This is a genomic window from Proteus sp. fly-1013, from assembly GCF_040140245.1.
Classification (GTDB): Bacteria; Pseudomonadota; Gammaproteobacteria; order Enterobacterales; family Enterobacteriaceae; genus Proteus; species Proteus mirabilis_B.
Window position 1 is genome coordinate 58,447 of the sequence record NZ_JBEEWD010000003.1, and the last position, 21,610, is coordinate 80,056.

Genomic DNA, 21,610 nt, shown 5'->3' on the forward strand with positions numbered 1-21,610 from the left:
AAAGGAATTGCTATGAAACTTGAGACACTCTCTGTTCACGCGGGTTATTCACCTGATCCAACTACAAAAGCCGTTGCTGTACCTATTTACCAAACAACATCTTATGCATTTGATGATACGCAGCATGGTGCGGATCTCTTTGACTTAAAAGTGCCTGGTAATATTTACACCCGAATAATGAATCCAACCAATGACGTATTAGAAAAACGTGTTGCAGCATTAGAAGGTGGAATTGCGGCAGTTGCCGTAGCATCAGGCATGGCAGCTATCACTTATGCAATTCAAACTATTGCACAAGTGGGGGATAATATTGTTTCTGTCGCTAAGCTTTATGGTGGCACTTATAATTTAATGGCGCACACATTCCCTCGTATTGGTATTGAAGCCCGCTTTGCTCCTCATGATGATATTGCTGCTCTTGAAGCGTTAATTGACGATAAAACAAAAGCGGTATTTTGTGAAACCATCACAAATCCAAGTGGAAATATTGTCGATATTCAAGCATTGGCAGATGTAGCTCATCGTCATGGCGTACCTTTAATTGTTGATAATACGGTTGCAACACCTTATTTATGCCGTCCTTTTGAGCATGGTGCGGATATTATTATTCACTCTTTAACCAAGTATATTGGTGGTCACGGTAATTCTATCGGTGGCATTGTTGTTGATTCCGGTAAATTCCCTTGGGCTGAGCATAAAGATCGTTTTGAGATATTAAATACACCTGATGTTTCTTATCACGGGGTAAATTATGTCGAGCATTTTGGTGCCGCTGCTTATATAGCAAGATGTCGTGTTGCGCCTTTGCGTGGAACTGGTGCGGCGTTGTCGCCATTTAATGCATTCTTGATCCTACAAGGATTAGAAACACTGGCATTGCGTATGGATCGTCATACTGAGAATGCCCAAAAAGTGGCAGAATATCTGCAAAATCACCCTCAAGTTGCATGGGTGAAATATGCAGGTTTAAGCAATCACCCTGAGCATGATTTAGCGGTACGTTATATGTCAGGTAAACCAGCCGGTATTCTCTCTTTTGGGATCAAAGGTGGTGCAGAAGCAGGAGCTAGATTTATTGATGCATTGCAGCTTATTGTTCGTCTGGTGAATATTGGTGATGCAAAATCATTAGCATGTCATCCAGCTTCAACCACTCATCGCCAATTAAATGATGAAGAATTAGAACGCGCGGGTGTTTCACGAGATTTGATCCGTTTATCTATTGGTATTGAACATATCGACGATATTCTTGCAGATTTAGAGCAGGCATTAAAAGCTAGCATTTAATTACAGTTATCAATTATCAATTTAAAACCTTCTTTATTTAAAGGAGGTTTTTTTATACTTAAATTTCTTAAATTTACTAATCTATTTTAGAAGGATTAATTTTATTATTTTTAATATAAGGATATATAATGAATATTACTTCTATATTGAGAGATGCAGTGAATCAACTGACAACAGGAGCAGGAAAAGCAATAAACAGTGTTGTCGATTTTTTTTCTAGTCTTCGTTCGGGTATAACGGGTTTATTTAATAGTAATACTTCTTTTAGACAAGCAGCAACAGATCGGAGTCTTATTAATCATAATGATCCAAAAAAAACTTCACTCGGTAATTTAAAGGATTTTTTAAATGAAAAATGTGGAATGAATACGACAGAAGGTCAAGTAAATGGAGAAATAGATAATATAGAAAACGACATATATGAAGGGGGGAATATATATGAAGAAATGAATAATAAAGAAGAACCTATATATGATGAAATAAATGAAGATATTTTAGATTTAATAAGAAAACTCCCTGAGTCAAGGAATGAAAATAAATCATCAGCAATTGAAGATGAATATGGTATTGTTGTTGATAGCATAGAAGAAGCTAGTGAAAATATTTATTCTGAGCCTTACGAGGCTACTCTTTCTGATAAAAATAAATATAATACCATTTAAATGGTATTATATTTTTAATAAAATGTATCTGCATAAAGATATAATAATCTATATGCCCGAATAGTCGCAATTGAAAATAAAGAAATTAATTAGATATTGATTTCTTTATTTTTATTATTAGATGAAATAATAAACATATTTATTTTTTTGATAAAAATCAAATCTTAATCATCCTTAAGTTTCAATTTAATTAATTAGATCAATTTTATAAAATAATTTTATTTTTTAAATTAAGTTTTATTAAAAAATAAAGGAATGTGAAGTCAACTCCATTATTTACATATAATAAGCATCAGTCGAAATCAGATTGATTTCGATCAATAAGGAACATACCGACTGGTCGGTATCATCCTATGCATGAATACAACTGCGCATCACCGAAAAAAAGACCCTATCCGAGTTCAAGAGCAATTATTGGAAGCGGCAAGTATTATTGTGGCTAATGAAGGAATAGCTTCTCTTTCTTTAAATGCTGTAGCAAAAGAAGCGGGTGTAAGCAAAGGTGGGCTACTTCATCATTTCCCCGGAAAATTAGAATTAGTGCATGCAGTATTTAAACGGCTATTAGGTATTATGGATAGTCGAATTGCAGTTATTATGGAAAATGATCCTATTGCTGCGGGACGTTTCTCTCGCGCATATTTAACTTATATTTCTGATTTAAAACAGTCAGACGAAAGTCGCCAATTAGCCATACTGTCTTTAGCAATGCCAAACGAGCCTATTATGCGTAAATGCTGGCGAGATTGGATGTTAGATCATTTAGCCAAAGGCGATAAATTAGATAATAGCTATTTAGGTACATTAATTCGTTATGCCGCAGATGGTCTTTGGTTATCTGAATTAACAGAAGGCCCTACGATTTCACAAGAAGAGCGTAGCGCATTAGTTGAAAGATTATCTGAGATGACATTTGACTATATGGCAAACACAGCAAATCAGTAATTTTAATCAGGATGAATGAGGGCACAATGAAATACAAAATAAATGCCTTAATTTATTACGACGCAACGGATGGCGCGATATCGTTAGAAAAAGAGAGTGTAGATACACATCTTTCTATTACCGCAAATGCGTTACTGTTTTATTTTATTCAGCATCCAGGTGTTGTTAATCGTGATGAAGTATTAAAACGTGTTTGGGATGATAATGGGCTGGTTTCATCAAACAGTAATTTAAACCAATATTTGAGTTTATTACGAAAAACATTTCGTCATTATGGTATTGAAAATATCATTGTCACTATTGCGAAAGGGCGATTAGAGTTTAATCCGGATATTTCAGTTGAACTCATTGATGATTCAACGTTATTACCTTCAACTCAAACAAATGAAGAAGAACCTATTTTAGTTAAGGATGAAAACAAAATAGCCGTTGAAACAACGACACCTTTATCTTTAACTCAAGCACCTTTAGAGTCTACACAAGAAGAAGCACCGCAACAAAAACAGAAACCAGAAATTTGTTGGTATTTAGCCAGCATTGGTTTTCTATTAGGTGCAGTATTTCTTGCGGTGATCATTTTTTTTAATCAACACCAATCAAAGCCAATTTCGCTGACACCATTAACACACAATGATTGTGAGTTACTCTCTAATGAAGCCATGATTAACTCTGCGGTAAGTGATAATTATGTTCGAAATTTTGATGCTGTAAGAAAGAAGCTTAATTTACAGTGTGTGAAAGGTGAGCGATTTGTTTTCTTCTATGGTGATAAATTACAAACAAATGGATTGGGGCGAGTATTTTTAGCGCACTGTGCAAAGAATGAAGATAATCCATTTAGTTATTGCGACAATTACTTTTACTATTCTTGGAAATACTAATGAAAATCTCAGGGAAACTTTTATGTTTTTTATCGGCCCTGATTTTTATCTTGGTCGCCACTTATGCAGCCACAAGATTATTAACCATTAAAAATGAAGGTGTCATGGTTTGTTCAACCAAAGGCATTATGCGTTTTGAAAATATGGAAGATGAAAATGTAAATGGCAATATTCATTTTTCATTTGGTGCCAATGGTAAAGGATCGATTGTTGTTGAAGGATATACTACTTCAAAAGCAGGATGGTTGTATTTACAACGTTATGTGAAATTTGATTATACAACTAAACGAGTTTCACCGACTGAACGTCACTATTTTGTTAGCCAATGGGATGCGAGTGCATCATCAATCGATGAATCTCCAGACGTTATTTTTGACTATTTTATGCGTGAAATGTCAGATAGCCATGATGGGCTATTTATTAATGCACAGAAGCTAAATGAAAAAACATTACTATTAAGCTCGCTCAATTCACCGCTCTATATTTGTACCTTAAAACCGGGTAGTAAATTCGATTAATTGTCCTGATTATCTGGATCTATTTTTGCAAGGTGGCCTCTATATAGCCGCCTTTTTGTTTATTTAAAACTCAATGCATCCTATCCATTTTATTGACCTTCTATTCTCACCTAGCCTTAGGTTTAGCTCTTAGATTTTGCGTTTTACTTATTCCGTAATTTGAACGGATTGTCTGCATGATTTTTATCACATAAGAATACTCACCTTTATTTTTTATACAGTGCAACGAAGGTTTAGATTTAATAAATACGTTATCAACAAAAAAATAGCACGATTTGTATATAGACTCGATTTAGCCTTTTTCAATTATTGATCTCACATTGAAATATCAGTGATATCTCGCACATCTTTCTCGTCAATATGTACTGCCTTTTTGCACCTTTTCAACATCCTCCTAACAAAGTTAATTCGCCTGCTTTTTCATCTATTTTTTGCGGAAATCAATAAATTTATAACGATGAAAAAAACAAATTAACAGCATAGATATATAAATACAGGCATAAAAAACACTAAATGGCAGAGTTAAATTCTATATGTGTTCATATCATGGATTTATATTTTGTTTTCGTTTTTACGCGTTATAGTGATTTTGAAACCAAAGTCTGCGTTTAAAAAATCACCACGCAGACACAATGGGCAAACGTAAACCGTTAAACGGCTTCTCGGAGGAAATGAAAATGGGTGATGCATTAGGTCTGATCGAAACCAAAGGTCTGGTGGCATGTATTGAAGCCGCTGACGCTATGTGTAAAGCCGCGAACGTTGAACTTATTGGCTATGAAAATGTGGGTTCAGGTCTCGTGACTGCGATGGTGAAAGGCGACGTAGGCGCAGTGAAAGCTGCAGTAGATTCAGGTGTGGAGTCAGCACAGCGCGTGGGTGAAGTTGTTACATCGCTCGTGATTGCTCGTCCTCACAATGACATCAACAAGATTGTTATCAAACACAAGGCATAGTTTTTGCCTTAGGAGAACGTATGGGTGATGCATTAGGACTTATTGAAACTCAAGGGCTGGTTGCTTGTATTGAAGCAGCTGACGCGATGTGTAAAGCGGCAAATGTTGAGTTAATCGGCTACGAAAATGTGGGTTCAGGTTTAGTGACTGCAATGGTGAAAGGTGATGTAGGTGCCGTTAAAGCCGCTGTGGAATCTGGCTTAGAAGCTGCTCAACGTGTTGGTACTGTTGTGACTTCATTAGTTATCGCTCGTCCACATAACGATATTCAAAAAATCGTTGCCCAGTACAAAGTGACTGAATAACGAAGGAAATAAATATGAAAGAAGCACTAGGTCTAGTTGAAACCAAAGGTCTTGTCGCTTGCATTGAAGCTGCTGATGCAATGTGCAAAGCAGCCAATGTTGAACTGATTGGTTATGAAAACGTCGGTTCAGGTTTAGTGACAGCAATGGTGAAAGGCGATGTCGGCGCAGTAAATGCAGCGGTTGAGTCAGGTGTTGAAGCGGCAAAACGTATCGGCACTGTGGTGACTTCTCGTGTTATTGCAAGACCGCATAACGATATCGAGAAAATCGCACAACAGCACAAAGCCTGATTTTTCAGGCGTGCTGTAAAGCAAAGAAATAAGTTATTCAGCTAAATTTTTTAACTCCTGTATGGGGGAAGACATGGTTGCATTAGATAAAGATTTGCAATCCAGACAACTGGCTCGTGAGCTAGTTCGTAACGCGAAAAATGCACAACTTGTTTATGCTAAGTTTTCGCAGGAAAAAATCGACAGTATTGTAAAACACATTGCATTTGAAGCAGCTCGTCACGCAGAAGAGCTGGCAAAAATGGCAAACGAAGAGACAGGCTTTGGTAAGTGGGAAGACAAAGTCCTGAAAAATACCTTCGCGTCCTTGCGTGTGTATGAACATATGAAAGACATGAAGACCGTTGGCATCATCAATGACGATAAAGTGAAAAAAGTCATGGATGTTGGCGTGCCTTTAGGTGTTATCACGGCGTTAGTTCCTTCAACTAACCCAACATCAACCATTATCTATAAAACCCTAATTGCGCTGAAAGCGGGTAATGCGATTATTTTCTCTCCGCATCCAAATGCAAAACAGTGTAGTTTCCGTGCGTTAGAAATTGTTAAAAAAGCAGCGCTAGAAGCCGGTGCGCCAGCAGGTATCGTTGATGGTGTGACATTACTGACACTTGAAGCGACAAAAGAATTAATGCACAGCAAAGATGTGTCATTAATTTTAGCGACTGGCGGCGAAGGCATGGTGCGTGCAGCTTATGCATCAGGCACACCGACAATCAGTGGCGGTCCAGGTAATGGCCCTGCCTTTATCGAACGCAGTGCCGATATCAAAAAAGCAGTGAGCGATATCATCACCAGTAAAACATTCGACAATGGGGTTATCTGTGCATCAGAGCAATCCATTATCGTTGAACGTTGCATTTATAACGAAGTTCACCGCGAGTTATTAGCGCAAGGTGCTTACTTTATGAATGACGAAGAAGCAACAAAAGTGGCTTCAATGTTACTGCGTGCTAACGGCACAATTAACCCAGCGGTTGTGGGTAAAGATGCGATTTATTTAAGCCAGCGTGCAGGTTTTAGTGTACCCGCAAATACGCGAGTATTAATCGCATTACAAGATACTGTTTCACCAAAAAATCCGTATTCACGTGAAAAACTATGCCCAATCTTAGGGATGTATATCGAAGAAGATTGGAAATCAGCGTGCGATCGTGTGGTGCAATTACTGACTAACGAAGGTTTAGGTCATACCTTAGTTATTCATACCAAGAATGAAGATGTTATTCGTCAGTTCTCTTTAGAAAAACCGGTTAACCGTATTCTGATTAATACCCCTGCGGCATTAGGCGGTATCGGTGCAACAACCAATATTACTCCTGCACTTACTTTAGGTTGCGGTGCTGTTGGGGGCGGTTCTAGCTCTGACAATGTCGGTCCAATGAATCTACTGAATATTCGTAAAGTAGGTTATGGCGTGCGTACCGTTGAAGAGTTGAAACAACCTTGTCCTTTAGCACAAGAAGCTGCTCAACCTGCTGTTTCTGCTTGTGCTGTTTCTAGCGCAAATCACCAGACCAGCATTCTTGATGATGATCGTTTTCGTTCACCTTCTTTAACGCCTGTTCATGCTGAATGTGCAACTGCACAACGTCAAACTCAAGGTGATGATCGTTTTGGCGCATCTCCTTATGCAACGACGGTCAGTGCTTGTGCGCAACAAGTGGTTGAACAAGGTGATATTACCGAAGAAAACGTGGAACGCATTATCAAGGAAGTTCTCGGACGTCTGAGTAAATAACTCATTGATATAAGGCGATATAAACCATGATCCTCGCAAAGGTAATCGGACACGTAGTAGCGACACAGAAAAGCCCAGAACTTAAAGGTAGCAATTTATTAATGATAGCCACCTTAGATGATGAGCTTAAGCCACTGAAAAATAAAACGTATGTTGCAGTGGATAGTGTAGGTGCAGGTATCAACGATGTTGTGTTGGCTGAAGAATACTTCGCACTGAATAAAGAGCGTTACAAAGCGATGTCAGTGGTTGCCATTGTTGAGAAGGTTTATCGGGACAGTAAGGAGTAATAACGACATGAGTGAGTTTCTGATAAAACCCAAAATTCAGTTTGGCACCAATGCACTGGATTTTCTTTCTGGGTTAACTGCCCGCCGCGCATTTGTGGTGACAGATAAAGCAATGGTGAAGTTTGGCTTTGCAAATAAAGTTACTGACAAGTTAATGCAACGGGGTGTCGAGTTCCAAGTTTACGATGATGTTGCTTCAGATCCGGATATTTCAGCCATCGTAAGTGGCATGAAGATGATGGATGCGCATTATCCAGATTTGGTTATCGCACTCGGTGGTGGATCAGTGATTGATGCTGCGAAAGCCGTTATGTACTCCCTCTGGCATACCCGTAAAGAGAGCAACAGAACAAAACCACAATTTATTGCTATCCCAACCACTAGCGGTACCGGTTCGGAAGTGACCTCTTTTTCAGTGATCAAATCACGCAGTGAAAAACTGGTCTTGGTTGATGAGTTTATGTTGCCTGATGTCGCCATTCTCGATCCTGAGTTGGTGAAATCTGTACCACCTGCGATCACCGCAGATACAGGTATGGATGTCCTTTGTCATGCACTAGAAGCGTATGTTTCTAAAGCGGCATCTGATTTTTCTGATGCAATGGCAGAGAAAGCCGTCAAGTTAGTATTTGGTCATCTTATTGATTGCCACCATCAAGGTGACAACTTACCAGCTCGCGAAAAAATGCATAACGCATCTTGTATTGCAGGGATGGCATTTACTAATGCTTCGTTGGGTATTACTCACAGTCTTGCCCACGCATTAGGCGGTGTATTCCACGTTCCTCATGGTCGTGCAAATGCGTTATTGATGACACATGTCGTCGCCTTTAACGCCAATCTTCATGGTGATTGTAATAGTGAAGCAGCAAAACGTTACGCCTATCTTGCTCAAAGCTTAGGACTTCCGGCTAACACAGTAAGAGAAGGGGTAACCAGTTTAATCGTCGCCATTAATGTATTGAAAGATGAAATGGGTATGCCGAAGAGTATTCGCGATACCGGTGTCAGTGAAGCGGACTTTTATGCCCGTTTAACGGAAATGGTCGGACAGGCTTTACGAGATAGCTGTACGCCGACAAATCCACGTGACGTGAACACACACCAATTAGAAACATTGTATCGTCAGGCATTTGCCGGTGTATCACACAGTTAATGCTCAACCGAATTAATACCGATTAGGTCAAGTAAAGAACATCAGGAGAGCCTCACATGGCCAAATATTCTTTGACGCCACGCGTAAAAATGCTGGCAGAACGTTTAGTTTCACGTAATAGCTCAATCAGTACAGAGCGTGCGACAATTTTTGATTCATTGGACAACAGCATTGCGGGTGTTCCACAAGCGATTAAACCTGCACAACGTTTTTATGAGTTTATCCGTCATTTTCCAAGCTATATTGCACAAGATGAACTGATTATCGGCAGCCAGTCATCAACACCACGCGGTGCGATTTTTCACACTGAAGATGAAGTGCGTAGCGACTCTATCTATCGCTTCTTAAGTATTAATAATAGCGTTGCATCACCTGATTATATGCTGGTGGTAAACCAAGGTTTCTTAGCGATCAAAGCACAGCTTGAAGATAGAATTAGAAGCATTGGTAGTGCCGTAAATCGTAGCAGTATGGATGAAGCTAATTACTGTAAATCAGCTATTTATGCATGTGATGCAGCACTGTATTTTGCACAAATTCTGTCTGCAAAAGCAGAGAATTTAGCTGCAATGGAAGGTAACCCATACCGTAAAGCAGAATTATTAGATAGCGCAGCGGTATTACGTAAAGTACCTGCAAAACCAGCAGAAACCTTTAAAGAAGCGGTCCAAGTATTCTATTTACTGCAATTAGTCTTACATCTGGAAAATGGTAGCTATGCCATTAATCCAATGGGATTTGATAAAGCACTTTATCCGTTCTACCAACGTGATCTCGACCAAGGTCGTTTAACACAAGCACAAGCGTATGAAATTGTTGAAAGCGTATGGCTGAAATTAGCTGAGCTTTCAGAAGTGCGTGCGACTAAAGAAGTTGATGGTTATCCAATGTTTGATGCCATGACGCAAGGCGTTGATATCAACGATCCACGTGTCAGCATTAACGAATTATCAGAAATGTTGCTATCTGCTCGTGCTAATCTGTCAACTTTACATAGTTCACTGCAAGTGCGTTTATACAATGGTCGTATGAATTCACAACCTCAATACGCTGCACCTTCTGCAAACGTTGTTGCACCAAGCGCTGATGCAGGTGAATTCAAAGTGATGGAAGGTTTAACGCCTCGCTTACAACGCTTACGTAATCGCTATTTAGAAGCTCGCCCAAGTGTCTCTATCTACAGAGCATTAGCGTTTACTGAAATTGTCCGTAATAACCCAGGCTTACCACCGATTCTACTGCGTGCAAAAGCATTCCGTCGTGCATGTGAAACCGCACCTATCTTAATTCAAAATGAAGAACTGATTGTTGGACATCCTTGTGGAAAAGCGCGTGCGGGTGCTTTCTCTCCTGATATCGCATGGCGCTGGGTTCGTGATGAACTCGATACCATGAGCACACGTCCACAAGATCCATTCCAAATTTCAGAAGAAGACAAAAAAGTCATTCGCGAAGAGATTGTTCCATTCTGGGAAGGTCGTTCTTTAGATGAAATTTGTGAAGCACAATATCGCGAAGCGGGTGTGTGGGAATTTAGTGGTGAAACCTTTGTCAGTGACCTTTCTTATCACCAAATTAATGGTGGTGGCGATACTTGCCCAGGTTATGACGTATTGCTTTTCACTAAAGGTATGAACGGTATTAAAGCCGATGCGCAAGCAAAACTGGCTGAATTAAGCATGGAAAACCCTGCTGATATCGACCGTATCTACTTCTACAAAGCGTCTATTGAAAGCTGTGAAGGTGTGATTGCTTACGCCCATCGCATTGCAGAACATGCGCGTGAATTAGCATCAAAAGAGAGCAATCCACAACGTCGTGAAGAGTTACTGACGATTGCTCAAGTTAACGAAAACGTACCGGCTAATCCACCAAAAACACTGCAAGAAGCACTGCAAAGTATCTGGACGGTTGAGTCATTGTTTGAAGTGGAAGAGAACCAAACGGGTCTTTCTTTAGGTCGTTTAGACCAATACTGCTTCCCAATGTATGAAAACGATATCAAATCAGGTCGTTTAACACGTGAACAAGCACTGGAAATGATGCAAGCCTTTATCATCAAATGTGCTGAGTTAATGTGGATGTCGAGTGAGCTAGGTGCGAAGTATTTCGCAGGTTATCAGCCATTTATCAACTTAACTATCGGTGGACAAAAACGCTCTGGTGGTGATGCGTGTAACGACTTAACTTACCTGATTATGGATGCAGTGCGCTTTGTGAAAGTGTATCAACCATCACTAGCATGTCGTATTCATAACCAATCTCCACAGCAATATATGGAAAAAATTGTTGATGTGGTTAAAGCCGGTATGGGCTTCCCTGCATGTCACTTCGATGATTCTCATATCAAAATGATGCTACGTAAAGGCTTCGACTTTGAAGATGCGCGTGACTATTGCCTGATGGGTTGTGTTGAGCCACAAAAATCTGGTCGTATTTATCAATGGACATCAACAGGTTACACCCAATGGCCTATTGCGATTGAGTTTGTATTAAACCGTGGTCGTATGGTGTTGTTCGATAGCTATCAAGGTCTAGATACCGGTGATTTACGTGATCTGCGTACTTATGAAGATTTCGACCGCGCTGTAAAAGAGCAAGTTGCTCATATTGTTCGCTTATCCGCAATTGGTACTGTGATCAGCCAACGTGTTCACCGTGATGTTGCGCCGAAACCATTAATGTCTCTGCTGGTTGAAGGCTGTATGGAGCAAGGTAAAGACGTTACTGCCGGCGGTGCAATGGTTAACCATGGTCCTGGTCTTATCTTCTCAGGTTTAGCAACTTATGTGGACTCAATGGCAGCGATTCGCAAACTTGTTTATGAAGATAAAAAATACACCTTAGAGCAAATCCGTGATGCGTTATTAGCTAACTTTGAAGGCCAAGAAGAGTTGCTACGCGACTGCTTAAATGCACCGAAATTTGGTAACGATGATGATGTTGTTGACCAATATGCGCTAGATATTACGGAATGGACTGAGCGTGAATGCCGTAAATACAAAATGCTCTATTCCACTCTGAGCCACGGTACGCTGTCTATCTCTAACAATACGCCAATTGGTGAGTTAACAGCAGCCACACCAAATGGTCGCTTAGCATGGAAACCATTGTCAGATGGTATCAGCCCAACACAAGGTGCTGATAAACATGGCCCAACTGCGATTATCAAATCAATCAGCAAGATGAATGTTGAAACCATGAACATCGGTATGGTTCATAACTTCAAATTCCTGAAAGGATTATTAGATACCAATGAAGGACGCCAAGGTTTAATTACCTTATTAAGAACGGCTTCCATTTTGGGTAACGGCCAGATGCAATTTAGCTATGTCGATAATGAAGTGCTGAAAAAAGCGCAATTAGAGCCTGAAAAATACCGCGATTTGATTGTTCGCGTTGCAGGATACAGTGCTTACTTCGTTGAATTATGTAAAGAAGTTCAGGATGAAATTATCAGTCGTACTGTGATTGAGAAATTCTAATTACAGCTATAGGGATGGCGTAGGCTATCCCTTTTAATCGACAAGACAAGATTTAAATTTATCGAACAGGGATGTTTGATGCAGATTTGGAGGCGTAAAGATGGAGACGGCAGCAGAAATAAGAGGGCGGATATTTAATATCCAGAAATACTCTATTTATGACGGTGATGGTATTCGTACTCTCGTTTTTTTAAAAGGCTGTAATATCCGCTGCCCTTGGTGTTCAAATCCAGAAGGTCTTAGCAGTGAGTTTCAGGTGATGTACTCTCACGACAAATGCGTAGATTGCGGTAAATGCGTTGATGTTTGTCCGGCGGGTGTGCACTACATGACAACCAATGAAAGTGGTAAACAAGTTCATCGTGTTGATCGTGCTGTTGATTGTATTGGTTGTCGTAAATGTGAAGAAGTCTGTATCTCTGATGCCCTTGATATTATGGGAAAAGATGTTTCTGTCTCTGAGCTAATGAAAATCATCATGCAAGATTATGACTTTTACATCTCTTCAGGAGGTGGTGTCACAATCGGTGGCGGTGAAATGAGTTTACAAACTGATTTTGCGGTTGCGCTTTTACGTGAATGTAAAAAGATGATGATCAATACCGCGGTGGAAACACAAGCGACTACCAACGTGGCGAATTATGAAAAATTAGCGGAAGTAGTTGATCAATTTCTTATTGATATTAAACACATTGATACCACTCAGCATAAAGCGCTGTTTGGCATTGGTAATGAGAATGTTCGTCGTAACCTAGAACGTTTGATGGATCTCGGTGCAAACGTGGTGATCCGTATGCCTTTAGTACGAGGCTATAACGACTCTTATGACGCGATCACTGGGGCGATTAACTACGCAATGGAACTCTCTAAGCGCGGCAATATTCAGCGTATCGATATTCTTCCTTATCACCAATTTGGACGTAACAAATACGAAAAATTGGAAATGATCTACCCGATAAAAAACGATCCAAGTTATACGCCAGAAGAGTTAGACAGTTTAGAAGCCTTCTTTAAGAAATTTGATTTCGATATCCGTCTTGTCCGTCACTAAGTAGGAGAGAAAGATGAACAGTTTAGGTGTAATTGAAACACGAGGATTAACCGCAGCTATTCAAGCCGCAGATGCGGCTTGTAAAGCGGCAAATGTAGAAATTATCGGATACCGAAAAGTGGGATCTGGCTTGGTATCAATCTGTTTTCAGGGAGAGATCAGTGCAGTAAGAACAGCAGTTGATCATGGCGTTGATGTGGTGAGCCAAAAAGAGCTGGTGATTGGTTCATTGGTTATCGCAAGACCAGAGCCAAGCGTTATTACTAAACTGCTTACAGTAAAAGGTAAGAAAAAAGCCCCTATTGTTGCTGAAAAAGCACAAGAGACGGTCATTGAAAAAGTTGTTGAAACAGCCGTTGAAACAGCCGTTAAAACAAGAGTTGAAGCTCCTGTTAAAAACGAAATTGAGCACATTGAAACCACAAAAGAAGTTGCGGATTTGAAGGCTCAAAATATTGCTACTGAAACTAAAGCAGTAACAGATAAAGCACAAAGCAGTAAAAAAGAGATCAAACCAGAAAGCCGTAAAGGTAAAAAATAATGATTAATCAACAACTCATGGGAAAAATTCTCTCTCGCTTGCCCGCTCATGGAGTGATGCTAGGCGAGACACAAGGAATGGCTATCCCTGTTGGTATTTCTAATCGTCATGTGCATCTTTCACAGCAAGATGTTGAAGCGTTATTTGGTAAGGGTTATCAGCTCACACCGTTTAAAGACTTAAAACAACCGGGTCAGTTTGCAGCAAAAGAGTGTGTGATGGTTGTAGGACCAAAAGGCTCGATCAGTAAAGTTCGTGTTTTAGGTCCGGTTCGTCCACAAAGTCAGTTAGAAATTTCAAAAGCAGACTGTTTTGCATTAGGTGTTAAAGCGCCAGTACGTGAGTCAGGTGATTTGGTTGGCTCTGGTCAAGCTGTATTAATGGGACCTGCGGGTCATGTTGAATTACAAGAGCAAGTGATCTGTGCTCAACGCCATATTCATATGAGTGAAATTGACGCCAGAATGCTAAATGTCACCAATGGGCAAAAAGTACAGGTTAAAACAGAAGGTGAGCGTAGTCTGATTTTTGATGAAGTTGTCGTTCGTGTTAGTGAAAAATTTGCTTTGGAATTTCATATAGATACTGATGAAGCTAATGCTGCAGGACTTCGTAACAACGATAGCGTATTTATTGTCAGCTAAGACAATGAGGTGACGTAATGGACAATCAGTTAATTGAAAGGATAGTGGCTGAAATAGAAAAAAGAATGAAAAAGTCGGTGTTGTTGGCACTTACACCAGCACCGGGATATCAAGATGAAATCTGTCAGCGTATTAACACTTTTTCTCATATTCGATTTTCTCTTTTTGTTACAACATCGGCACAAGTCAGTCATGATTTGTCGAAATGGCGTCATCTGGGGGAAATATATAATGCGAGTGAGTTCGATTGCCTGCAGTTATCGACTTATCACGCACTGTTTGTTCCTTATTTTGATAAAAAGCTGGTGGGTGAAATTATTAACGGATTATTTATAAGTGAAGAAGGAAAGCTAATTCATTCTGCACTTGCTCAAAATATTCCTGTTATTGCATTACCTTATTTTTGCCAACCAGAAAGTGAATTAAATGAGATTTTAGGTTTAAATAAAAATAAAGAGTACAACCTGCTTATTCAGGAAAATATTAGCCGATTAAAATCAATGGGTATTATGTTTCACTCTATAAATGATGTTGAAGCTAATTTAATAAACCATGATGTTAAGCATCAAGCTAAACCTGAATATAAACCTGAAATTAAACAAGAGAATAATAATCGCTATATTACTTTGAATGAAGTAATGAATAAGCCTGGAGAATATCATTTATCGCAAGATAAATTGACGGATTCTGCTATTGAATATTTAAAAAGTTTGAAAAATTAATCTTAAATTATATCTGATAACTCAGGAGTCTTATTATGTCACCAAAAGCTAAATCATGGCTTTGGATGCTGGCGGTTATTATTTCAGAAACCTCAGCAACCTCTACTTTAAAAATGTTTGATAATAGTGAAGGAACAACCAAAACATTATTATTAGGCTTAATTGTTGTTTTATATGTTATTTGTTATTACTCATTATCACGTGCAGTTAAAAATATTCCTGTTGGCCTGGCTTATGCAACGTGGTCAGGTACAGGGATTTTAGTGGTTTCTTCTTTAGGTATGTTGTTTTATGGCCAACATCCTGATACGGCTGCCATGATTGGTATGGCTGTTATTGCCAGTGGTATTGTGATTATGAATCTCTTCTCGAAAATGGGTTCTGAAGAAGAGGAAGAAGAAACAACTGAAACCTCTAATATTAAACAAACTGCATCGCCAGTTAATAAATAAGTCTATTTCTTGATAAATATTTTTTAATAAATCTATTTTTAATAAGTCTATTTTTAATAATAGTTATTTTATTAAAACAAATAAGGATAACAATTATGTTTACCGGATTCTTATGGCTGGCGCTGTCTATTGGTTCTGAAATCACTGGTACGTCAATGATTAAAAAGACCAACGGTTTTAGTAAATTAGCCCCTTCTGTTTTAGTTATTGCTGCTTACTGTATTTGTTATTTCGCCTTAACACGCGCAATGGGATATATCCCTGTTGGTGTGGCTTATTCACTATGGTGTGGATTTGGTATTGTCGGTGTGACCTTAGTTGCGATGATTTTATATAAGCAAAAACCAGACTTACCAGCTATATTCTCGATGGCACTGATTATCTCTGGTGGGATAATTATGAATACATTCTCTACTATGTAGTTGCATATTAATTATTTTTAATAGAAACACTGAGTGTTAGATAAAATAGACTCAGTGTTTCTATTTTTTAAATATAAAAATCAAGATATGATATTTTTATACTATGATTTCAGTTAGCGATTTTTTTCAAAACAGATCTGAGTTTATCTTGATAACTTTAAAGATAAAATCCCCATTGCATTCACAATGGGGATTGGTTTTACGACATGATTGCTTTTTATTTATCTAAATTTAAAGATGAAATACACGACCTTCACCAGTAGGTAATTCAATTGTTAAGCTAAGCTTACCGCCTAAAGCTTCAACATAGCGTTTTAATGTTGCCAGTTTTAGATCGTTACCTCTTTGCTCGATTTGGGTAATCGCAGGTTGAGAAATTCCTAGGTGAGTAGCAAGTTCTCTTTGTGAAATATTTAACTCTTCTCTTAAGATTTGCAGCCCTGTTTCTAATATCAATTCATCAGCCATTTTTTTTATACGTTCTTGGCTTTCAGGAGAACGTTCAGCGATAGCTTGTTGAAGTGTTTTCATTGTCTTCTCTTATTGATAAAAGATATGAGGTAAACTCTCGATCCGCGATATGGATCATCGTTTGGTAAAATTTCTTATTGTTAGCTTTATTTCCTGCACATAACACAATAGCTTTTCTAGTTGGATCAAACGCAAAAAATATTCGTATAGGCTTCCCTATGTGTTGTATCCGGAGCTCTTTCATATTGGGATATTTTGAACCTTTGATGTTATCAGCATGGGGTCTTGGTAACCTAGGTCCATAAACCTCCAGATTCTGTAAGGCTGCTAAAATTCGTTCTTGTAACTCGCTACTTTGCTCTGATAACCAAGAATCAAAATTATTTGTAAGTAATACATTCCACACAGTTCACCTCATATAAGTTATAGCTTATTTTTAGGGTAATAAGCTACAACTTATATTTCAATACTCGTCAGAGTAGCAAGGTAGTGTTTATTTTTCAAAGTATTCCCATTAATAAATAAAATCCCCATTGAATTCACAATGGGGATTGGTTTTACGACATGACTGCTTTTTATTTTTTATTTTTACTGCTCACCGACTTGCTGTAACTGTTTTTGACGCTCAGTTTGAGCACTGATTTGATGGTTTCTAGCCAAGAAACTGTACATTGTTGGTAACACAAATAGGGTAAACAGTGTGCCGACTAACATACCTGACACAATAATCAGTCCTAATCCATAGCGACTATTAGCACCTGCACCACTGGCAAATAACAGAGGAATAAGTCCAATCACCATTGCTGCCGTTGTCATTAAAACAGGGCGCAGTCGGATTTTTGCAGCTTCAATAATGGCATCACGACGGTTTAGATTTTTATGAACTTGTAATTCATTAGCGAATTCAACCATTAAAATACCGTGCTTACTGATAAGCCCTATTAGTGTGACTAAACCAATTTGAGTGTAGATATTTAGCGTCACCATCCCTAAAGCGAGAGGAACTAATGCGCCGCAAATTGATAGCGGTACGGTAATTAAGATAATCAAAGGATCAACCAAACTTTCATACTGTGCCGCTAACACTAAATAAATAATGATAAGCGCGGCAATAAAGGCGAAGACTAACGTATTTCCTTCTTGAGTGAATTGGCGAGAATCAGATTGCCAATCATGGCTAAAGCCCGCGGGTAATGAATCTGCCACTGTTTCAAGAAACGCGACTGCTTGTCCCATCGTGACACCAGGTGCGGGGATCGCTTGGAAAATAGCGGCGTTTTGTTGATTAAACTGTGTCAGTTTATTGGGTTCAACTTGAGTTGTAATATTCACAACTGTTGATAATGGGATCAAAACATTATCTTGAGTACGAATATAGTGCCCAGCAAGTGCAGCTGGTGTTAAACGTTGGTGGCGTACACTTTGTGGAATAACATCATAAGAGCGACCATCCATACCAAAGCGATTGATATAGTGTTCACCGACTAATAGTGAGAGTGATTCACCAATATCCTGCATGCGAATACCTAAACTATTGGCCTTAGCTCTGTCTATGGCAACTTGAACGACAGGGTTGTTGTAATCTAAATCGCTATCCACCACGACAAATAAACCACTTTCTCTTGCTTGCTGTTTAATGTTTTCCATTGTTTCAAATAGAACGGGATAACCTAACGGGCTACGTAAAACCATTTGTACAGGCAATCCACCTACTGAGCCGGGTAAAGACGCTAATTGGAAAGCAAAAATGCTAGTACCTTCAACATTATTGACGCGGTTTTGTAAGTCAGCTTGGATTTGATCTGCGTCGCGATCACGTAAATCCCAACCATCAAAGTTAATACCACCAAAGCTGGCTGAAGGCCCATCTGTACCATTAATTATCCACGTACTGTCTGTTTCAGGCAGACTCATATAAATTTCATCAAGCTTCTGATTAAAGCGTTCAGCATAAGCAAGGTTTGCATGTTGCGGTGCTTTTACGGCAGTTAAGACACTCGCCTGATCTTCTGAAGGAGCTAGCTCTTGTTTTGTCTGACTATACAAAAACGGTAAGCTGACAAACACGGCTAAGGCAAAAACAACGGTTAACCAGCGATTAGCTAAAGAAAAATTGAGTACGTAACCATAATAATGAGCCAGTTTATCAAAGACATATTCGGCTATTTTGGCCATTCTGCCTTCATTTTCTTTTGGTTTTAACATTAACGAGCTCATCACTGGCGACAAGGTTAATGCCACAATACCGGATACAATCACACTGCCTGCCAATGTTATGGCAAATTCTTTAAATAATGCACCCGTTAATCCAGCCATCAAACCAATAGGAGCATAAACGGCGGCTAACGTGATCGTCATTGCAATAACAGGGCCCGCAACTTCTCTCGCACCGACTAAAGCGGCTTGAACAGGCGATAACCCTTCTTCAATATGGCGATGGACGTTTTCAACAACCACTATTGCATCATCCACAACTAATCCGATTGCTAAAACCATTGCCAGTAGAGTGAGCAAGTTAATACTAAAACCAAAGGCAAGCATTAAACCGGCGGCACCTAACATCGATAATGGAATAGCAAGTACAGGAATAAGAACAGAGCGGAACGATCCCAAACAGAGATAAATAACTGCAATAACAATTAAAATAGCTTCAATTAAGGTTTGTACTACTTGGTTAATAGAGGCTTTGATAAAACGTGAGGTTTCAAATGCCAGTTCTACATCGACACTAGGAGGTAAGGTTTTTTCAATATCGAGAAGATGATCTCTAATACCATCAACAATGACTAATGGATTCCCCGTTGGTGTCGGAAATAGACCTAAGAATACGGCTTTTTTACCATTCATAATACCGCTGGTTTCAGTAGCCGCAGCACCTAATTCGACAGTGCCGACATCACGTAAACGTACAAGGTTATTGCCATCATTAATGATAACCATGTCTTTAAATTCTTCGACATTAGTGAGATCAGTATTGACATAAACGTTGGCAATCACAAATTCGCCTTCAACTTTCCCGGGGGCGGCTTGATAGTTATTACGACGTACTGCATTTGCGACATCGCTTGCCGTTAAGTTACGACCAGCCAGTTTATCTGTATCTAACCACAAGCGCATCGCCAATTGTTGACCACCAAAAACCTGTACTTTAGCAACACCATTGATGGATGAGAACATCGGTTCCACAACACGAGAAAGGTAGTCAGTGAGTTCAGGGATAGAAAGCTGCTCACTTGAAAACCCGACATAAGCTACTGCTGTAGATTCTCCTGATGAAAGCTCAATAACAGGATCATAAGCTTGTTCTGGCAACTTATAACGAACTTGATTTACCTTCGCCATTACCTGCGTTAAGGCCTGAGTTGGATCACGGTTTAATTCCATTCTGACGGTGACTAAGCTTTTCCCTTGAACAGACGAAGAGGAAATATAATCAACGCCCTCAACAGAGGAAACAGCTTGAGTGATCGGTTGTGTCACAAACCCTTGCATCAGTTCAGATGATGCTCCGGGATAGTCTGTTGCAATTGTAATTGTTGAGTTTTGTAACATTGGATATTGGCGAACAGGCAGTTTACTGAACGCAAATGCGCCCAGTAAAAGGATCAGTGTGCTAACAACTAATGCCAAAACAGGTCGCCGAACAAAAATATCGGTAAACTTCATTATTAACTCCTGTTATGGTTTTGTTGTCGCTGATTGAGCCAACGCTAATGTATCTTGCTCAATAGGCTCAATTGAGATGCCATCACTTAATTTAACTTGGCCTGATGAAACAATTTGATCACCAAGGGCTAAACCCTCTTTTATTTCGATCATGCCGTTGTAGCGCAATCCAACTTTCACAGAGACACGCTTAGCGATAAGGTTTTTTTGATTGTCAGACTGCGCTACAAACACGGTATCTCCATAAGCAGTATAAGTGACTGCTGTTTCTGGTACGGTTAATACCATAGGACTATCTGGAGAGGTAACTTGTACACGAGCAAACATGCCCGCTTTTAATTTGTTATCGGTATTAGGTAAAACAGCTTGTACTTGTACAGTACGAGAAGGGCCAATAAGAGGATCGATGGCATTAATAGAACCTGTAAATACCATTTCAGGATAAGCATCGACTTCGATATTGATAGGCTGTTTTGTGGAAATTTTTGGTGCTGCTTGCTCATCAAGTGAGAAATTGAGTTTTAAATGGCTCGCATCGACAAGTGAAGCGACACGTTCACCCGCATTGAGATATTGTCCTTCATGAACTAGTTTTATCCCGACAATGCCATCAAAAGGCGCTTTTATTGCTTTTTGTGCAATTCTCGCTTTTACTTCGCGAATGGATGCGGCAATCATATCGCGCTCAGATAACGTACTGTCTAATTGCGCAGCGGCTGCGACATTTTTACTATAAAGCTGTCTTGTTCGGGAATAGAGTTTATCCGCGTTAGTTAATTGAGCTTGTAAACGTAATAATTCCGCTTGTTCAGGTTCATCATTTAATTTAGCTAAAACTTGGCCTGCTTTAACAGTTTGCCCTGACTCAAAATTAATCACAGCGATTCGACCATTGGTTTCAGCGGCTAAATAAACTTGGCGTGCAGCCTCTAATTCTCCAACACCTTGCATATTGTTTGGTAATTTTGATGATTGTACGGTTGCTAATGCCACTTTCGTGGGTGGGTAAGCAAATTGCTGTGTTGCATCTTCATCAGATGACGTAGTTGCATAAACCGCAGCACCTGCACTGAGTAAAAAGAGTGAGGCACATATCGTAATAGTAAGTTTTTTATTCATTTT

At 39.3% G+C, this 21,610-nt stretch carries 22 protein-coding genes; 18 read left to right on the forward strand and 4 right to left on the reverse strand.

The window, feature by feature from the left end; all coding sequences use genetic code 11:
• Positions 1-12: 12 nt before the first annotated feature.
• The 18 genes from ABN236_RS06910 (at position 13) to ABN236_RS06995 (ending at position 16,351) form a co-directional block, all read left to right on the forward strand.
• On the forward strand, positions 13-1,287 hold the full coding sequence (locus ABN236_RS06910) for a bifunctional O-acetylhomoserine aminocarboxypropyltransferase/cysteine synthase (RefSeq protein WP_088494439.1): 1,275 nt from the start codon (positions 13-15) through the stop codon (positions 1,285-1,287).
• 128 nt (positions 1,288-1,415) lie between these two features.
• The gene (locus tag ABN236_RS06915; protein WP_349473646.1) at positions 1,416-1,949 is read left to right on the forward strand and encodes a hypothetical protein; all 534 of its coding nucleotides are present in this window, start codon (positions 1,416-1,418) and stop codon (positions 1,947-1,949) included.
• Positions 1,950-2,306: 357 nt separating this feature from the next.
• On the forward strand, positions 2,307-2,894 hold the full coding sequence (locus ABN236_RS06920; protein ID WP_311755239.1) for a TetR/AcrR family transcriptional regulator: 588 nt from the start codon (positions 2,307-2,309) through the stop codon (positions 2,892-2,894).
• Between the two features lie 26 nt (positions 2,895-2,920).
• Positions 2,921-3,775: a transcriptional regulator gene (locus tag ABN236_RS06925; protein ID WP_311755240.1), complete on the forward strand. Its 855-nt coding sequence runs from the start codon at positions 2,921-2,923 to the stop codon at positions 3,773-3,775.
• On the forward strand, positions 3,775-4,293 hold the full coding sequence (locus tag ABN236_RS06930) for a FidL-like protein (protein WP_006536331.1): 519 nt from the start codon (positions 3,775-3,777) through the stop codon (positions 4,291-4,293). Before ABN236_RS06925 ends, ABN236_RS06930 begins: the two co-directional genes overlap by 1 nt.
• A gap of 677 nt (positions 4,294-4,970) precedes the next feature.
• Entirely contained in the window at positions 4,971-5,249 is a 279-nt protein-coding gene (locus tag ABN236_RS06935) for a BMC domain-containing protein (protein ID WP_004249182.1), read from the forward strand.
• A gap of 20 nt (positions 5,250-5,269) precedes the next feature.
• The gene (locus ABN236_RS06940) at positions 5,270-5,554 is read left to right on the forward strand and encodes a BMC domain-containing protein (protein WP_006536329.1); all 285 of its coding nucleotides are present in this window, start codon (positions 5,270-5,272) and stop codon (positions 5,552-5,554) included.
• A 14-nt stretch (positions 5,555-5,568) separates the two neighbouring features.
• Positions 5,569-5,847 (forward strand): BMC domain-containing protein, encoded by a 279-nt coding sequence (locus ABN236_RS06945; protein ID WP_006536328.1) that lies wholly within the window; start codon positions 5,569-5,571, stop codon positions 5,845-5,847.
• A gap of 73 nt (positions 5,848-5,920) precedes the next feature.
• The gene (locus ABN236_RS06950; RefSeq protein WP_349473647.1) at positions 5,921-7,588 is read left to right on the forward strand and encodes an acetaldehyde dehydrogenase (acetylating); all 1,668 of its coding nucleotides are present in this window, start codon (positions 5,921-5,923) and stop codon (positions 7,586-7,588) included.
• 26 nt (positions 7,589-7,614) lie between these two features.
• Positions 7,615-7,878 (forward strand): EutN/CcmL family microcompartment protein, encoded by a 264-nt coding sequence (locus ABN236_RS06955; RefSeq protein ID WP_036934514.1) that lies wholly within the window; start codon positions 7,615-7,617, stop codon positions 7,876-7,878.
• Between the two features lie 7 nt (positions 7,879-7,885).
• Positions 7,886-9,034: a 1-propanol dehydrogenase PduQ gene (locus ABN236_RS06960; protein WP_088494444.1), complete on the forward strand. Its 1,149-nt coding sequence runs from the start codon at positions 7,886-7,888 to the stop codon at positions 9,032-9,034.
• A 56-nt stretch (positions 9,035-9,090) separates the two neighbouring features.
• Positions 9,091-12,519, forward strand: coding sequence for a choline trimethylamine-lyase (gene cutC, locus ABN236_RS06965; RefSeq protein WP_349473648.1), 3,429 nt, complete (start codon positions 9,091-9,093; stop codon positions 12,517-12,519).
• Positions 12,520-12,619: 100 nt separating this feature from the next.
• Positions 12,620-13,570 carry a choline TMA-lyase-activating enzyme gene (gene cutD / locus ABN236_RS06970; RefSeq protein ID WP_194951319.1) on the forward strand — a complete coding sequence of 317 codons (951 nt, stop codon included), beginning with the start codon at positions 12,620-12,622 and terminating at the stop codon, positions 13,568-13,570.
• Between the two features lie 13 nt (positions 13,571-13,583).
• Complete coding sequence (locus tag ABN236_RS06975) at positions 13,584-14,111, forward strand: BMC domain-containing protein (protein WP_349473649.1); 528 nt, start codon at positions 13,584-13,586, stop codon at positions 14,109-14,111.
• Positions 14,111-14,755, forward strand: a complete 645-nt coding sequence (locus tag ABN236_RS06980; protein WP_349473650.1) for a phosphate propanoyltransferase — start codon at positions 14,111-14,113, stop codon at positions 14,753-14,755. The genes ABN236_RS06975 and ABN236_RS06980 overlap by 1 nt, the downstream gene beginning before the upstream one ends.
• 17 nt (positions 14,756-14,772) lie before the next feature.
• The gene (locus tag ABN236_RS06985; protein ID WP_349473651.1) at positions 14,773-15,477 is read left to right on the forward strand and encodes a hypothetical protein; all 705 of its coding nucleotides are present in this window, start codon (positions 14,773-14,775) and stop codon (positions 15,475-15,477) included.
• A gap of 35 nt (positions 15,478-15,512) precedes the next feature.
• Positions 15,513-15,929, forward strand: a complete 417-nt coding sequence (locus ABN236_RS06990; protein ID WP_088494450.1) for a DMT family transporter — start codon at positions 15,513-15,515, stop codon at positions 15,927-15,929.
• Between the two features lie 95 nt (positions 15,930-16,024).
• Positions 16,025-16,351, forward strand: a complete 327-nt coding sequence (locus tag ABN236_RS06995) for a DMT family transporter (RefSeq protein ID WP_004245856.1) — start codon at positions 16,025-16,027, stop codon at positions 16,349-16,351.
• A gap of 231 nt (positions 16,352-16,582) precedes the next feature.
• Here ABN236_RS06995 and ABN236_RS07000 read toward each other — a convergent pair whose 3' ends face one another.
• The 4 genes from ABN236_RS07000 to ABN236_RS07015 all read right to left on the reverse strand — a co-directional run bounded on the left by ABN236_RS07000 (position 16,583) and on the right by ABN236_RS07015 (position 21,607).
• Positions 16,583-16,882, reverse strand: coding sequence for a helix-turn-helix domain-containing protein (locus tag ABN236_RS07000; RefSeq protein ID WP_075673532.1), 300 nt, complete (start codon positions 16,880-16,882; stop codon positions 16,583-16,585).
• Positions 16,854-17,228, reverse strand: a complete 375-nt coding sequence (locus ABN236_RS07005; protein WP_194951315.1) for a type II toxin-antitoxin system RelE/ParE family toxin — start codon at positions 17,226-17,228, stop codon at positions 16,854-16,856. The genes ABN236_RS07000 and ABN236_RS07005 overlap by 29 nt, the downstream gene beginning before the upstream one ends.
• A gap of 182 nt (positions 17,229-17,410) precedes the next feature.
• Entirely contained in the window at positions 17,411-20,488 is a 3,078-nt protein-coding gene (locus ABN236_RS07010; protein ID WP_088494452.1) for a MexW/MexI family multidrug efflux RND transporter permease subunit, read from the reverse strand.
• A 12-nt stretch (positions 20,489-20,500) separates the two neighbouring features.
• A complete protein-coding gene (locus tag ABN236_RS07015) occupies positions 20,501-21,607 on the reverse strand; it encodes an efflux RND transporter periplasmic adaptor subunit (protein ID WP_088494453.1) in 1,107 nt (368 codons plus the stop codon).
• Between the last annotated feature and the right edge of the window lie 3 nt (positions 21,608-21,610).